The sequence below is a fragment of the Streptomyces sp. NBC_00207 genome, assembly GCF_045160965.1.
Classification (GTDB): domain Bacteria; phylum Actinomycetota; class Actinomycetes; order Streptomycetales; family Streptomycetaceae; genus Streptomyces.
The window spans coordinates 6,596,494-6,611,052 of the sequence record NZ_CP130715.1 but is presented as its reverse complement, the minus strand read 5'-3'; the positions used below and the strand labels follow the sequence as shown (position 1 = coordinate 6,611,052).

The 14,559-nt window shown below is 73.9% G+C and carries 12 protein-coding genes; 3 read left to right on the top strand and 9 right to left on the bottom strand.

All coding sequences use genetic code 11. The annotated features are described in order from the left end of the window. Positions 1-38 precede the first annotated feature (38 nt). The 9 genes from OG472_RS31330 to rimP form a co-directional block, all read right to left on the bottom strand. Positions 39-995 (bottom strand): bifunctional riboflavin kinase/FAD synthetase, encoded by a 957-nt coding sequence (locus tag OG472_RS31330; protein ID WP_383563794.1) that lies wholly within the window; start codon positions 993-995, stop codon positions 39-41. Positions 996-1,124: 129 nt separating this feature from the next. Beyond that, entirely contained in the window at positions 1,125-5,099 is a 3,975-nt protein-coding gene (locus OG472_RS31325) for a hypothetical protein (RefSeq protein WP_405832202.1), read from the bottom strand. A 225-nt stretch (positions 5,100-5,324) separates the two neighbouring features. Further along, positions 5,325-6,233 carry a tRNA pseudouridine(55) synthase TruB gene (gene truB, locus OG472_RS31320; protein WP_401613141.1) on the bottom strand — a complete coding sequence of 303 codons (909 nt, stop codon included), beginning with the start codon at positions 6,231-6,233 and terminating at the stop codon, positions 5,325-5,327. Further along, on the bottom strand, positions 6,230-6,691 hold the full coding sequence (rbfA, locus tag OG472_RS31315; RefSeq protein ID WP_189973232.1) for a 30S ribosome-binding factor RbfA: 462 nt from the start codon (positions 6,689-6,691) through the stop codon (positions 6,230-6,232). Before rbfA ends, truB begins: the two co-directional genes overlap by 4 nt. A 28-nt stretch (positions 6,692-6,719) precedes the next feature. After that, a complete protein-coding gene (locus tag OG472_RS31310; RefSeq protein ID WP_030030358.1) occupies positions 6,720-7,013 on the bottom strand; it encodes a DUF503 domain-containing protein in 294 nt (97 codons plus the stop codon). 185 nt (positions 7,014-7,198) lie between these two features. Next, entirely contained in the window at positions 7,199-10,327 is a 3,129-nt protein-coding gene (infB, locus tag OG472_RS31305) for a translation initiation factor IF-2 (protein ID WP_405832199.1), read from the bottom strand. Positions 10,328-10,475: 148 nt separating this feature from the next. Then, positions 10,476-10,763 carry a YlxR family protein gene (locus OG472_RS31300; RefSeq protein WP_361766190.1) on the bottom strand — a complete coding sequence of 96 codons (288 nt, stop codon included), beginning with the start codon at positions 10,761-10,763 and terminating at the stop codon, positions 10,476-10,478. A gap of 169 nt (positions 10,764-10,932) precedes the next feature. Continuing rightward, positions 10,933-11,943 carry a transcription termination factor NusA gene (gene nusA / locus OG472_RS31295; protein ID WP_189745712.1) on the bottom strand — a complete coding sequence of 337 codons (1,011 nt, stop codon included), beginning with the start codon at positions 11,941-11,943 and terminating at the stop codon, positions 10,933-10,935. Between the two features lie 2 nt (positions 11,944-11,945). Then, entirely contained in the window at positions 11,946-12,458 is a 513-nt protein-coding gene (gene rimP, locus OG472_RS31290) for a ribosome maturation factor RimP (protein WP_401613145.1), read from the bottom strand. Between the two features lie 114 nt (positions 12,459-12,572). Here rimP and OG472_RS31285 point away from each other — a divergent pair, with 114 nt between their 5' ends. From OG472_RS31285 to OG472_RS31275, 3 genes are read left to right on the top strand one after another with little or no spacing between them, the layout of a single operon-like run. Next, entirely contained in the window at positions 12,573-13,157 is a 585-nt protein-coding gene (locus OG472_RS31285) for a hypothetical protein (RefSeq protein WP_405832197.1), read from the top strand. Further along, a complete protein-coding gene (locus OG472_RS31280; RefSeq protein ID WP_401613149.1) occupies positions 13,154-13,621 on the top strand; it encodes a ferritin-like domain-containing protein in 468 nt (155 codons plus the stop codon). The genes OG472_RS31285 and OG472_RS31280 overlap by 4 nt, the downstream gene beginning before the upstream one ends. Before the next feature lie 16 nt (positions 13,622-13,637). Continuing rightward, positions 13,638-14,540, top strand: coding sequence for an aminoglycoside phosphotransferase family protein (locus tag OG472_RS31275; RefSeq protein WP_405832195.1), 903 nt, complete (start codon positions 13,638-13,640; stop codon positions 14,538-14,540). Positions 14,541-14,559 lie beyond the last annotated feature (19 nt).

Here is a 14,559-nt window from a genome sequence, read left to right as displayed (position 1 = left end):
CGGTTCCGGGGCGGTACGGGCCCTCGCCCGTTCGTCCGTCAGCGGTGCAGGTCGTACGTGTCCGTGAGCACCCGCGCCCGCTTCACATCGTCCGCGATCGCCTCCAGCAGCCCGTCCAGCGACTCGAACCTCGCCATCCCCCGCACGTACGCGAGGAAGTCGACGGCCACGTGCTTCCCGTACAGGTCCAGACCGACCCGGTCGATGGCGTACGCCTCCACGGTCCGCTCGGTGGCGTCGAACTGCACGTTCGTCCCCACCGAGATCGCCGCCGGCATCCGCTCGCCGTCCGCCGTCAGCCAGCCCGCGTAGACCCCGTCCGCCGGGATCGCGGTGTGCGGCGCCGTCTCGACGTTCGCCGTCGGGTAGCCGAGCTCGCGTCCGCGCTGCGCACCGCGCACCACCACGCCCTCGACCCGGTGGGGGCGTCCCAGGATCTCGGCCGCGCCGTCCATGTCGCCCTCGGCGACGAGCCGGCGCGCCAGCGTCGAGGAGAAGGGCACGCCGCCGCCCGCCTCGCCCCGCTCGACCAGGTCCACGACCTCGACCTCGTAGTCGTAGGTGGAGCCCAGCTCGCGCAGGAAGTCGACGTTCCCGGCGGCCCGGTGGCCGAAGCGGAAGTTCGGGCCCTCGATGACGGCCCGCGCGTGCAGCTTGTCGACGAGCACCTTCACGATGAAGTCGGCCGGGGACAGCTGCGAGAACTCCGCCGTGAACGGGAGGATCAGCAGCGCGTCCACGCCCAGCCCGGCCATCAGTTCGGCGCGCCGGTCGTAGGGGGCCAGGATCGGCGGGTGGCTGCCGGGCCGGACGACCTCGCTCGGGTGCGGGTCGAAGGTGACCACGACGGAGGGGACGTCGAGCGCGCGCGCCCTGGACACGGCCCGTCCGATGATCAGCTGATGTCCCCGGTGCACGCCGTCGTAGGAGCCGATGGTGACGACGCTGCGTCCCCAGTCCTGGGGGATGTCCTCCAAGCCACGCCAGCGCTGCACTGTGACCGCTCCTCGCCCGAACCCGGTTGGTCCTTGAACTGATTGCCGATTGCAGGTCTAAGACTGCCATGCCGGTGGCCGCTGCCCCGCATCGGCGTCGGGGTCGGACCGCTGCCGCGGCATATCGCTTCACGTCACGTCCGGCGCAGTCCTGCCGAGTGTCTCCACCGTCCGCCGCGCGCTCGGCCCCAGCAGCGCCGCGGCCTCCGCAGGCGCCTGCGCCAGCCAGCGGGCGACGAGCGCCCCGAAGGCCGGTTCGGCCCGTGCCAGCTCCACCGTCCGCCGCTCGAAGACCGCCGGCCCGCCGGGGGCCCGCAGCAGCTGCCGGCCGGTGCGCCGCAGCAGTTCCCGCGTACGGGCCTCCGGACGCCCGGCGGTCCCGGCCGCGAGGCCCCCGAGGAACGCACCGAGGACCTGCGGATCGGCCTCCTCGCGCAGCAGTACGCCGGCCAGCTCGCCGCGCAGCGGGTACGAGCACTCCCCGCCCGGCGCGGCCAGTACGGCGGCGAGCTCCGCCCTGACCCCCGCCGGGGCGTTGCGCAGCAGATCCAGGACCAGCGGGTGCAGCACGGGGGCGGCGGCCGGGCCCTGTTCGAGCCGCCGGTCCACGAAGACGGCCGCGTGCGGTGCGTCCCCGGGCCGGTGCGCGAGGTGCTCCCGCACGAGGTCACCAGCGCGGCGGGCCAGCCCCGGGGTGGTCAGCGCGGCCAGGGCGCGCACCACCTCCCCGTCGGCCCGGGCCCGCAGGGCGGCGAACACGGCGTCCGGGTCGGGCAGTACGGGCAGGGCCGCGACCAGCGCCGCCGCGGGCAGCCGGGAGCCGAGCTCGGGATCGCGGAAGCAGGCGAGGGCCTCGGGCAGGTAGCGGCCGCGCATCTGCGGGTCGCGCAGCAGCACGGCCAGGGCGCTGCCGTGCAGGGTCGCGTCCGCGGGCCGGGCGAGCAGCGCCTGGGCGGCGTAGCGCAGCAGCTCGCGGTCGGCGGGGGTGCGCACGTGCGGGGCGGTGGCGAGGCCGTAGGCGGCGGCCGCGACCCGCCGCCCGGGCCGTTCGTCGTGCGCCCAGCGGTCCACAGCCCGGCACATCGCGGACGGCTCCTCCTCGGCGAGTACGGCCAGCAGCTCGTCGGCGCGGGGGTGCGCGGCGGTGACGAGCGCCTCGGTGAGGTCGTCCACGGCGAGCCGGCGGTGGGTGTGCAGCAGGGCCTGCGCGGCGGTGGCGACGGTGGCCCCGGGGCGGCCGCGCAGCCGGCGGCCGTCGGCGAACCAGGCGCAGAGCAGCGGCTGCGCGCGCTGCGGGTCCCGGGCCAGGCGGCGGGCGGCGGCGTCGAGGTAGCGGTCGCCGGGGACCGCCTCCGCGGGGTCGGCGGGCAGCAGGCGGCGCAGCAGGTCGAGACGGTCGGGCTCGGGCAGCCGCAGCCGGTTCCAGAACCAGCCGCCGAACTCCCCCGGGCCGGCGCGGGCCACGTGCTCGGCGAGGGCGTGCAGGACGGGCAGGTGGGGGTACGCGTCGGGGGCCCGGAGCAGGCTCTCGCGCAGCAGCCGGGCGGCCCACCAGGCGCGGTCCGGGTCGGCCTGCGCCGGCTCCTCGGCGAAGCGGTTGAGGCGGTGGACCAGGGCGGTGAGTTCGCCGCGCAGGTGCTCAGCGGGCAGCCTGCGCAGGGCCTCGAGGACGGGGCCGATCCGGTGCCGGGGCACGGGCTGGCCAGGCCCGGCGGGGCCGTGGACGAGGAAGGCGAGGGCCGTCGGGACGTCGAGGTGGACGGCCTGGATCCAGTCGGACAGCTCCTCGTGGGCGAAGCGGTAGCCGGTCCCGGCGGGCACCAGCAGGCCCTCGGTGAGCACGGCCGAGGCCCAGCCGGTGCGCCACGGGAACAGCTCCTCGAAGGAGGCCCGGTCCAGCTGCCCCTGCCCGGGCCCCAGGCAGCGGCGCGCGGCCTCGTGCACACTGCCGGCCACCCGCGCCGCCAGCCGCCGCACCCCGGGGCCGTGCACCCTGGCTCCGCCGGCGTCGGCGCAGGCCGCGGCGACGCGGACGGCCGTGCGCAGGCACAGCAGGTCCAGGTGGGCGGCGAAGACCTCGTCCCGGCCGGGACGGCCGTCGGTGACCCCGGCGGCGCGGATCCCGGCCAGCAGGCTCAGGGTGAGCGGGTGGCGGGCGTCGGCCGCGCCGACGGCGTCGGCGGGGATGCCGAGACGGGCCCGGACGGTCTCGGCCTCGGCGGCGGTGAGGTCGCCCAACGCAAGCGCGGGCGGCAGCCGCCGGGCGGGGCGGGCCGGGGTGTGCAGCGCCTCGGGCGGGTAGAGGGCGCCGGCCCGCTCCCAGTACTCGGGCCGGGCGGCGACGATCAGCCGGGCCCCGGTGTCGCGCAGCCACCCGGCGGTGGCTTCGGTCCAGGGCCCCAGCCGGTGCGCGAGCTCCGTCGGCATCTCCTCGGGGGCGTCGAGCACCACGAGCAGGGGCCGGCCGGCGCGGGCGGCCACGTGCGCGAGGTGCTCCGCGATGCCGGGGGCTCCCGCCGGGGCGGCGGTCTCCCCGGCGGCTCGGCTGCGCCGCTCGGCCGGGGTGGCTTTGGCAGGGGCCGGGGTGGCTTTGGCGGGGGGCGGCGCCGATGGGGTGGTGCGGCTGGGGTCGGGGCGGCAGGCTTCGCCGGTGCGGGTCGGGCCGGGCGCGCGCCCGGGCGTCTCCTCGGGCGCCGAACCAGGCGGGGGGTCGGCGGGCCGAGCCACATGGCGTTCGACGCCCTGCGGGGAGCGCCCCGGCACACACCCGTCCCCCTCCGGAGCGGTCCGCCGGCCCGTCTCCGGCGTCGCCGACTCCGTGGGTGCCGCATGCCGGCCCCGCCGGGAGCGCCCCGGTGCACGCCCGTCCCCCTCCGGAGCCGTCCGCGAGCCCGTCTCGGGCCTTCCCGCCTGTGTGGCTGCCGCATGACTGCCGCCGAGGCCAACGACGCCCTGCGGGGAGCGCCCCGGCACACACCCGTCCCCCTCCGGAGCCGTCCGCGAGCCCGTCTCGGGCCTTCCCGCCTGTGTGGCTGCCGCATGACTGCCGCCGAGGCCAACGGCGCCCTGCCGGGAGTGCCCCGGTGCATGCCCGTCCGCCTCCGGAGCCGTCCGCGGGCCCGGCTCCGGCGTCGCCGGCTCCGTGGGCGCCGCATGTCGGCCGGCGAGGCCAGCGGCGGGGTGTGGGGAGCGTCCCGCCTCTGCGATGCGGGCCGCTCTCGTCAGGGCGCGCGTCACCGCGTCGGACAGGGAGGTGTCGTCGGCGTGGAGGTCCGCGCCGCGGAGCCAGAGGGTCGGGGCGGGGCGGGGGCCGTGGGCGCGGCGTACGGCCAGGGCCGCGAGTGCGGTGGTGCGGCCCGTGCCGGGTGCTCCGACCAGGCCCAGGACCGGGCGGTCGCCGTCCGTGAAGGCCGCCAATGCGGCCGTGGGACCCGGTCGTTCCACCGGCTCGCAGGCGTCGGCGGGGAAGGCCGTGCCCAGGGGGGTCGCGGTGAGTTCCAGTGCCCCGGCGAGGTTCAGGTCGGGGCCGTAGCCGGGCACGGTGGCGGCGTTGCGTTCCAGCAGGGCGGCCAGGGGGCCGCCCGGGTCGGCCGCGGCGGCGGTGCGCAGGGCCACCGCGAAGGGCGCCGAGCGGTGTTCCGCCTGCAGAGCGGTGCCCAGGACCGCGAGCACCGCTCCGGTTCGGGCGTCGAGCACCGGGCCCCCGCAGGCCTCCCCGCCCAGCAGCAGGGCGTCCCGGCCGTCCGTGCCGATCGCCAGCTCCACCGCGGGGTACGTGACCTGGGCGCCCCCCAGGACCCGCGCCTGGCGCCAGCCCCGCGCGGGCAGCCGTACGTAGGTCCCCGGATCGATCACCTCGCGCATCGCGACCGGCAGCGGCCGCATGCCGAGTCCGTCGGTCCGTACGAGCGCCAGTGCCAGCCCCGGCAGCGCGGTCACGTCCGCCGCATCGGCCAGCCAGGTCCGCCCGGGACCGTGCAGGAGCACCCGCGTCAGTCCGTCGACGGCCTCGTGGCTGGTGACCACCGTGCCGCGGTCGTCGGCGACGAACCCGCTGCCGCGCACCCGCCCGGCGGCATCGCAGATCTTGACGAGCTCCGCCATGGCCGCACCACTCCCCCGCAACTCCCCGTGTTCACGACGGTAGGCAGGTGAAGATCAGCACGGAAAGCACGCGAGGCGAACGCGCCCCCTTACGCTCCCTCCATTCACTCCGAGCGCCTGCTCGGACGGGTGAATACGGGCGTCCGGGTGGATAGAGACCTACCCGAGGGGGGTCGTGGAGCGGTGAGCAGCAGGCAATGTGCGCTCACCGCTCCACGTCAACGATCAGACGAAGACAGCGAGGGACTTCGCCTTCCCGTTCTTGCTCTCGACGAGCCCGAGCAGCTGGTCCTGCGGCCCGAAGACCGCGACCGTGCGGCCGGCCTCGTACTCCTCCGGCATGTCGATCCGCACGCCGTTGGCGAGCAGCGAGGCCCGCCGGGCGTCCAGGTCCCAGCGCGGGAAGGCCGCGGCGGCCGCCTCGCCGATGGGCATGACGGTCAGCTCCTCCTGGAGCTGGTCCAGGGTCCGTGCCTTGTCGAGCTTGTACGGGCCCACCCGCGTGCGGCGCAGCGCGGTCAGGTGCCCGCCGACGCCGAGGTCGGCCCCCAGGTCACGGGCGAGGGCGCGGATGTACGTACCGCTGGAGCAGACGACGGAGACGACGAGGTCGACGACCTTGGTGCCGTCCTCGGCCTCCGCCTCGCGCATGTCGTACACCTGGAACGACGAGATGGTCACCGGCCGGGCCGGGATCTCGAAGTCCTCGCCGTCGCGGGCGCGCTTGTAGGAGCGCACGCCCTTGATCTTGATGGCGCTGACCTTGGACGGGACCTGCATGATCTCGCCGGACAGCTTGGCGATACCCGCGTCCACGGCCTCCCGGGTGACCCCCGTGGCGTCCGTGGAGGAGGTGATCTCGCCCTCGGCGTCGTCCGTCAGGGTGTCCTGGCCCAGCCGGATCGTGCCGAGGTACTCCTTCTCCGTGAGCGCGAGGTGGCCGAGGAGCTTGGTGGCCTTCTCGACGCCCAGGACCAGCACGCCCGTCGCCATCGGGTCGAGCGTGCCGGCGTGGCCGACGCGACGGGTCTTGGCGATCCCGCGCATCTTGGCGACCACGTCGTGCGAAGTGAAGCCGGACGGCTTGTCGACGATGACAAGGCCGTCCGGAGTCTTTCCTGCGTTGGTGCTCATTCCGCGGCTGCGTCCTCGTCGGAGTCGTCGGCGTCCTCGCCCGGCTTCTTGTACGGGTCGGCCTCGCCGGCGTACTGGGCGCCGGAGGAAACCTCACGCACCTGGGCGTCGGAGGTGCGCGCCTTTTCGAGGAGGTCCTCGATGGTCTTGGCGTTCTCCGGGAGGGCGTCCGCGACGAAGGTCAGGGTGGGCGTGAACTTGGTGCCGGCCGCCCGGCCGACCGCGGAGCGCAGGACGCCCTTCGCGCTCTCCAGGCCCGCTGCCGCGCTGGCGCGGTCCTCGTCGTCCCCGTAGACCGTGTAGAAGACCGTGGCCTCCCGCAGGTCGCCGGTGACCCGGGTGTCCGTGATGGTCACGTGCGTACCGAGGCGGGGGTCCTTGACACCACGCTGCAGCTTCTCCGCCACCACTTCCCGGATGAGGTCCGCCAGCTTCTTCGCCCGCGCATTGTCGGCCACTGGTCCGTCTCCTTCTTATGTCTTGCTATCAGTCTTCATCACCGTGGAAGCGCCGTCGTACGGACAGCAGCTCCACTTCCGGACGTGCCGCGACCAGCCGCTCGCAGCGGTCCAGTACATCCGAGAGGAACCCCGCGTCCCCGCTCACCAGAGCGACCCCTATACGGGCCCTGCGGTGCAGGTCCTGGTCACCCACTTCAGCCGCGCTCACGGAGAACTTTCGTTGGAGCTCGGCGACGATGGGCCGGACGACGGAGCGTTTCTCCTTCAGCGAGTGGACGTCGCCGAGGAGCAGGTCGAAGGACAGAGTCCCCACGTACATGCAGTTCCGGATATCCCGCCGGTGCGGGTTCGGTGGCCTGCCGGGCCGTCGCCCGGCAGGATCACCCGGCGCTCGCGCGGCCGGGTCACCAGAACCGTACACGCAACGGCCGGGGCCGATCGACGGATATTCCGCCGACCGGCCCCGGTGTTACGAGTTACGACACGGTGCGAACCGCCTCGCGCTTACGCGCGGGGCTTCTCGCGCATCTCGTACGTCGCGATGACGTCGTCGATCTTGATGTCGTTGTAGCTGCCGAGGTTGATACCGCCCTCGAAGCCTTCGCGAATCTCGGTGACGTCGTCCTTGAAGCGGCGCAGACCGGAGATGGTGAGGTTCTCGGCGATGACCTTGCCATCGCGCAGGAGCCGCGCCTTGGTGTTGCGCTTGACCTCGCCGGACCGGATGAGGACACCGGCGATGTTGCCCAGCTTGGACGAGCGGAAGATCTCGCGGACCTCCGCCGTACCGAGCTCGACCTCTTCGTACTCCGGCTTGAGGAGACCCTTCAGGGCCGCCTCGATCTCCTCGATGGCCTGGTAGATCACCGAGTAGTAGCGAACGTCGACGCCCTCGCGGTCCGCCATCTGCGCGGCACGGCCGGCCGCACGGACGTTGTAACCGATGACGATGGCGTCGGAGCCCATCGCCAGCGAGATGTCGGACTCGGTGACCGCACCCACACCGCGGTGCAGGACCCGGATGTCGACCTCTTCACCGACGTCGAGCTGGAGCAGCGAGGACTCGAGAGCCTCGACCGCACCGGACGCGTCGCCCTTGATGATGAGGTTGAGTTCCTGGACCAGACCGGCCTTGAGCACGGAGTCGAGGTCCTCGAGGGACACGCGACGGACGCGCTTGGCGAAGTTGGCGTTGCGCTCTCGCGCAGCACGCTTCTCGGCGATCTGACGGGCCGTACGGTCCTCGTCGACGACGAGGAAGTTGTCGCCGGCGCCGGGGACGTTGGTGAGACCCAGGACCAGGACGGGGGTCGACGGACCCGCTTCCTCGACGTTGTTGCCCTTGTCGTCGAGCATGGCGCGCACTCGGCCGTAGGCGTCGCCCACGACCATCGTGTCGCCGACGCGGAGGGTACCGCGCTGGACGAGGACGGTGGCGACGGCACCGCGGCCGCGGTCGAGGTGGGACTCGATCGCAATACCCTGAGCGTCCTGCTCCGGGTTGGCGCGGAGGTCGAGCGAGGCGTCGGCGGTGAGGACGACGGCCTCGAGCAGGGAGTCGATGTGCAGACCCTGCTTGGCGGAGATGTCGACGAACATCGTGTCGCCGCCGTACTCCTCGGCGACCAGACCGAACTCGGTGAGCTGACCGCGCACCTTGACCGGGTCGGCACCCTCGACGTCGATCTTGTTGACCGCGACGACGATCGGGACGCCGGCGGCCTTGGCGTGGTTGAGCGCCTCGATCGTCTGCGGCATGACGCCGTCGTTGGCCGCGACCACGAGGATCGCGATGTCGGTCGACTTCGCACCACGGGCACGCATGGCGGTGAACGCCTCGTGACCCGGGGTGTCGATGAAGGTGATGCGACGCTCTTCGTCGTTGACCTCGGTGGAGACCTGGTACGCACCGATGTGCTGCGTGATGCCGCCGGCCTCGCCCGCAACGACGTTCGTCTTGCGGATGGCGTCGAGCAGTCGGGTCTTACCGTGGTCGACGTGACCCATGACGGTCACGACCGGCGGACGCGGCATGAGGTATTCCTCGCCGCCCTCGTCCTCGCCGAACTCGATGTCGAAGCCCTCGAGGAGCTCGCGGTCCTCTTCCTCCGGGCTGACGATCTGGACGACGTAGTTCATCTCGCCGGCCAGCATCTCGAGCGTCTCGTCGGAGACGGACTGCGTGGCAGTGACCATCTCGCCGAGGTTCATCATCACGGCGACGAGCGACGCCGGGTTGGCGTTGATCTTCTCCGCGAAGTCGGTGAGGGAGGCACCGCGCGACAGGCGCACGGTCTCGCCGCCACCGCGCGGCAGCATCACGCCGCCGACGGACGGGGCCTGCATGGCCTCGTACTCCTGGCGCCTCTGACGCTTGGACTTGCGACCACGACGGGCCGGACCACCGGGACGGCCGAAGGCACCCTGCGTGCCACCACGGGCACCGGGACCACCGGGACGACCACCGAAGCCGGGACGACCGCCGCCACCGGCACCGGCCGGACCGCCGCCGAAGCCGCCGCCACCGGGACGCGGGCCGCCGAAGCCGCCACCGCCGCCGGGACGCGAGCCGGGACCGGCCGGACGGCCGGCGAAGCCGCCGCCCGCGGGACGACCGGCACCGCCGGGACGACCTGCGCCGCCCGCACCGGGACCACGGCCACCGGGGCCGCCACCGGGACGGGGACCGGGACCACCGGCAGCGGGACGCTGCGGCATCATGCCCGGGTTCGGACGGTTACCACCGGGGGCACCACCCGGACGCGGGGCGCCGGCCTGCGGGCGCGGCATGCCGCCCGGGGTCGGACGGGCGCCGCCGGGACCCTGCGGACGCGGAGCGCCGCCGGGGCCGCCCTGCGGGCGGGGAGCACCCTGGCCGCCACCGGCGCCGGGGGCACCGGGACGGGGGGCGCCGGCCGGACGGGGCGCCTGCGGGCGCGCCATGCCGGTGGAGCCACCAGAGGTGAAGGGGTTGTTGCCCGGACGGGGACCGGCCGGACGGGCGCCCTGGGGACGCGGGGCCTGCGCACCCTGGGGGCGCGGGGCCTGGCCACCGGGGGCGGCACCGGCCGGGCGCGGGGCGCCGGGACGGGCGCCGGCCTGGCCACCCTGACCCTGAGCCGGACGCTGCTGCGCCGGACGGGGACCCGGGGCCGCGGCGGCGGGACGCTCGGTGCGCGCCGGGGCGGCGGGAGCCGCCGGAGGCGCGGTGAACTCGGTCGCCACGGGAGCCGCCGGAGCGGGCTTCGGGGCGGCCGGGGCCTTCGGGCCGGGACGCGGGCCGGAGGCGGCCGGAGTCACCGGGGCGGGCGCTGCGGCGGCCGGAGCCTCCGCGACGACCGGCTTGGGGGCCGGTGCGCCGGGCTTCGGCGCAGCGGGACGTGCAACGGCACCCGGGGTCGGGGCCCCGGGCTTGGCGGGTGCGGCCTTGCGGGGCGCACCCGGCTTCGCAGCGGACTTGCCGGCGTTGCCGCCGGGGCCCTGCAGTGCGTCGGTCAACTTGCGTACAACCGGCGCCTCGATCGTCGAGGACGCCGAACGGACGAACTCACCGAGTTCCTGGAGCTTGGCCATGACGACCTTGCTCTCAACTCCGAACTCCTTGGCGAGTTCGTATACCCGGACCTTAGCCACTTCGCTCCTTTTAGGTCCGGGTTACGCCGGACCGTTGCTACTTCATGGGCGTACTCATCGCGTACTCATCGAGTGCTCATCGCAATCTCGACCTACTTCCAACTCGCGAGGTACCTGACCGCACGGGGTATCCGTGCCGTTCTACGTCTTACGGTGTGGCCCCGGCCTCAATGACCACGGCTTTGCGCAGTTCCGCCGTGTCGAGTGCTCCGGCGGACCGAAGGGCCCGGGGGAACGCTCGGCGGCGGACCGCCTGGTCGAGGCAGACCACGGCAGGGTGCACGTAGGCACCCCGGCCGGGCAGCGTACCGCGAGGATCGGGGACGCATTCGTCCTCGATCGCCACGATCCGCAGGAGATCGCTCTTGGCCGCTCGCTCCCGACACCCCACACAGGTGCGTTCGGGGCATGCGCGGGCTTGCGTCCGGCCAGACACGCCTAAGTCTACCTCCCCGCACCGACCTCTCTCCCGACAAGTGGCGGGCGAAAAATCGAACGGCTGTTGTGTTGTCTTGATCCGCTGCGTCTGCAGCGGCCGAGCGGCACCGCCTCGGCGGCAGCCGCACGCCCTGTCTACCGTCCGGGTAGCCCCGGCCGGTACCGGTTTATTCCCCGCCCCGGTCCCGGTCCGCGTCCGGGGACGCCTCGGTGTCGGGCCGGATGTCGATGCGCCAGCCGGTGAGCCGTGCGGCGAGGCGGGCGTTCTGGCCCTCCTTGCCGATGGCCAGCGACAGCTGGTAGTCGGGCACGGTCACCCTTGCGGAGCGGGAGTCCCAGTCGACGACCTCGACCTTGCTCACCCGGGCGGGTGACAGCGCGTTCGCGACCATCTCCGCCGGGTCGTCCGACCAGTCGACGATGTCGATCTTCTCGCCGTGCAGCTCGGCCATCACGTTGCGCACCCGGCTGCCCATCGGGCCGATGCAGGCGCCCTTGGGGTTGAGGCCGGAGCGGGTGGACCGCACGGCGATCTTGGTGCGGTGACCAGCCTCACGTGCGATCGCCGAGATCTCGACGCTGCCGTCGGCGATCTCCGGGACCTCCAGCGAGAAGAGCTTCTTCACCAGGTTGGGGTGGGTGCGGGAGAGGGTCACGGACGGGCCGCGGACACCCTTCGCCACCCGCACGACGTACGCCTTCAGGCGCAGACCGTGCGTGTACTCCTCACCGGGGACCTGCTCCTGCACCGGCAGGATGGCCTCCAGCTTGCCGATGTCGACCAGGACGTTCTTCGGGTCTTTGCCCTGCTGGACCACGCCGGTGATGACGTCGCCCTCACGGCCGGCGAACTCGCCGAACGTCAGGTCGTCCTCGGCGTCGCGCAGACGCTGCAGGATCACCTGCTTGGCGGTCGTCGCGGCGATCCGGCCGAAGTCCGACGGGGTGTCGTCGAACTCCTTGGGCTCCTGGCCCTCTTCGAGATCCCTCGGGTCTTCCGTCGCCCACACGACCACGTGACCGTTGGTGCGGTCCAGCACGACGCGAGCGCGGCGGAAGCTCCCCTCGGTCCGGTGGTACGCGATGAGGAGGGCCGACTCGATCGCCTCGACGAGCAGGTCGAAGGAGATCTCCTTCTCCCGGACCAGACCCCGCAGGGCACTCATGTCGATGTCCACGGCTACGCCTCCTCTTCCTTCTTGTCCTTGCGGTTGAACTCGATCTCGACACGCGCCTTGGCGATGTCGGTGAAAGCAATGCGGCGGGCGGTCGCCTTGCGGCCCTTCACGCCCGGTACCTCGAGGTCCAAGCCCTCGTCGTCGACGTCGAGGATGCGGGCGACCAGTTCCCCGGCAGCCTTGTCGTCCTCGGCGGACAGCTGGAACTTCACGAGACGGCCGATGGCCCGTACGTAGTGACGGTGCTCGGTCAGCGGGCGGTCGGCGCCCGGCGAGCTCACTTCGAGGACGTACTCGTCCTCACCCATCACATCGGTTTCGTCGAGCTTGTCGGAGACCTCGCGACTCAGCTCCGCACACGCGTCCAGCTCCACGCCCTCGTCGGAGTCCACGATGATCCGCAGCATCCGGCGCTTGCCCGCCCGCGACATCTCGATCTCTTCGAGGTCCAGGCCCTTGGCGGCGACGAGCGGCTCCAGCAGTCCGCGCAGCCTGTCGCTCTGGGTGGTGCTCATCCGGGTGACTCCTCGGCCGCGTGTGCTGTTGTGATTTCCGTCGTGTGTCAGGTCAAAGGGTATCCGGTGTCGGAGGGTGTTGCCGTCCGCCCTGTGGACGGGGCCCCGGGTACCGTGATCACACCCTGCCCCGCCATCACCACCGAGGACGTCGCCGTGCCCTGGACTCTGCCTTCGAGACCCTCGCGCCGGAGCCTGCTCGCCGGAGCCGCCGGCGCGGCCGGAGCCGCGCTGCTGGCGGGGTGCTCCGACGACCGCCCGGCCGTCGGCGAAACCGGGATTCCACTCGAACGGCGGATGCGGGAGGCAGCCGTTCGTGACAGTGCGCGCCTGCTGGAACGTTACGACGCCACCGCCACCGCCCATCCGGCCCTGGCCGCACGGCTGGCGCCGCTGCGCGCCGCCGTCGCCGCGCACTCCGCGGCCCTGGCCCTGACCCCGGCGGGCTCGCCGTCGCCCTCCGCGTCCCCCTCGGCCGGTACGGGGGCCGCCGCGCCCGCGGCGAGCGGCGAGCCCGTCCCCCCGAAGCCCGCCGACGCCCTGACCGCCCTCGCGGACGCCGAGCGGAGCCTGTCGGAGGCCCGGACCATCGACCTGGCCGGGGCCCCCGGGGAACTCGCCCGGATGCTGGCCTCGGTGGCCGCCTGCGGCGCCGTCCACGCGTACCTGCTGACCTCGAACCCCGGAGCCGCGTCGTGAAGCCCGAACCCCCCGCCGCCGGCCGGGCCCTGGAGGCCGCCCAGGCCGCACTCGCCGCCGAGCACGCGGCCGCCTACGGCTACGGGGTGATCGGCGCCCGCAGCACCGGCGCCCGCGCGAACGAGGCCCGCGAGGCGTACGGCGCCCACCTCGCCCGCCGTGACGCGCTCGCCCGGACCGTGCGGGAACTGGGCGGTGCGCCCCGGCCCGCGGAGGCGGCGTACGCCCTGCCGTTCGAGGTGCGCACCCAGGCCGACGCCGAGCGGCTGGCCGCGGTGGTCGAGGACCGGGTGGCGGGCGCGTACTCCGATCTGGTGCGTGCGGCGGAGGGTCCGCTGCGCCGCGAGGCGGCCGACGCGCTGAGCGCCGCGGCCGTGCGCGCGGCACGCTGGCGCGGTGTCGGCGTAGCCTTCCCTGGGCTCGCGGAACGCGCTGACGAGGCGCAACGGGCCCAGCACAGCTGAAAGGGACCACGCACGCATGGCTTTCGAACCGCCGCAGCGGCTTGTACGGGCGCTCGGCGAGATGCCGGAGACGGCGCAGGACGAGGACTGGCTGGGGCAGTTGCCCCGACTCACCGAGGCGGCGCTGTCCCGGCGCGGGGTACGCGCGCAGCGCGTGCAGGCCCCGGGCGGGCGCAGCAGCCTGGTGGTCCTCGTCACGTACGCGGACGGGACCCCGGCCGCGCTGAAGCTGGCGCCCCCGCACGCCCGGCCCGACCGGGAACTGGCCGCGCTGGCGCACTGGGGAGGTTTCGGGGCCGTACGGATCCTCGACACCCGGCATCACGAGGACGACGGGGCGCTGCTGCTGGAGCGGCTGCACCCGGAGGTGTCGCTGCGGTCGCTGCCCGAGGCCAAGGCGCTGCTGGAGGCGAGCGGCACCCTGCGCCGGCTGTGGGTGGCCCCGCCTGCCGGGCACGCCTGGGAGACGGTCGCCGAGCGCACCGGGCAGCAGTCGGCGGCGCTGCGGGCGGCCCCGGCGGAGGTCCGGGCCCTGGCCGACACCGCTCTGGCGATGCGTGAGGAACTGGTCGCGGCCCCGCCGGAGGATCTCCTGCTGCACGGCAACTTCCGGCAGGGCAAGGTCCTCGCGGGCGAGCGGGCGCCGTGGCTGACGGTGGGCCCCGACCCGCTGGTCGGCGAGCGGGCGTACGACCTGGCGCGGCTGGTCCGGGACCGGCTGGAGGACCAGGTGGCCTCCTCGGCGGGTGCGGCGGGCGCGCGGCGCCGGGTGAACAAGCTGGCCGACGCCCTGGAGGTGGACCGGGACCGGCTGCGGGGCTGGACGCTGTTCCGGGCGGTGGAGTCGGGGAACCGGGCCCTGGCCGCCGGACGGCGCCGGGACGCGGAGCTGCTGCTGGAGTTCGCGGCCTGGCTGTAGGGCATACCGTAGGTAGAAG

Excerpts from the sequence above, each read along its gene's own strand:
- rimP (WP_401613145.1), bottom strand. The coding sequence starts at position 12,458 with ATGAGCACCACCCAGAGCGACAGGCTGCGCGGACTGCTGGAGCCGCTC.
- OG472_RS31310 (WP_030030358.1), bottom strand. The coding sequence starts at position 7,013 with ATGTACGTGGGGACTCTGTCCTTCGACCTGCTCCTCGGCGACGTCCAC.
- OG472_RS31275 (WP_405832195.1), top strand. The coding sequence starts at position 13,638 with ATGGCTTTCGAACCGCCGCAGCGGCTTGTACGGGCGCTCGGCGAGATG.
- OG472_RS31325 (WP_405832202.1), bottom strand. The coding sequence starts at position 5,099 with ATGGCGGAGCTCGTCAAGATCTGCGATGCCGCCGGGCGGGTGCGCGGC.
- truB (WP_401613141.1), bottom strand. The coding sequence starts at position 6,233 with ATGAGCACCAACGCAGGAAAGACTCCGGACGGCCTTGTCATCGTCGAC.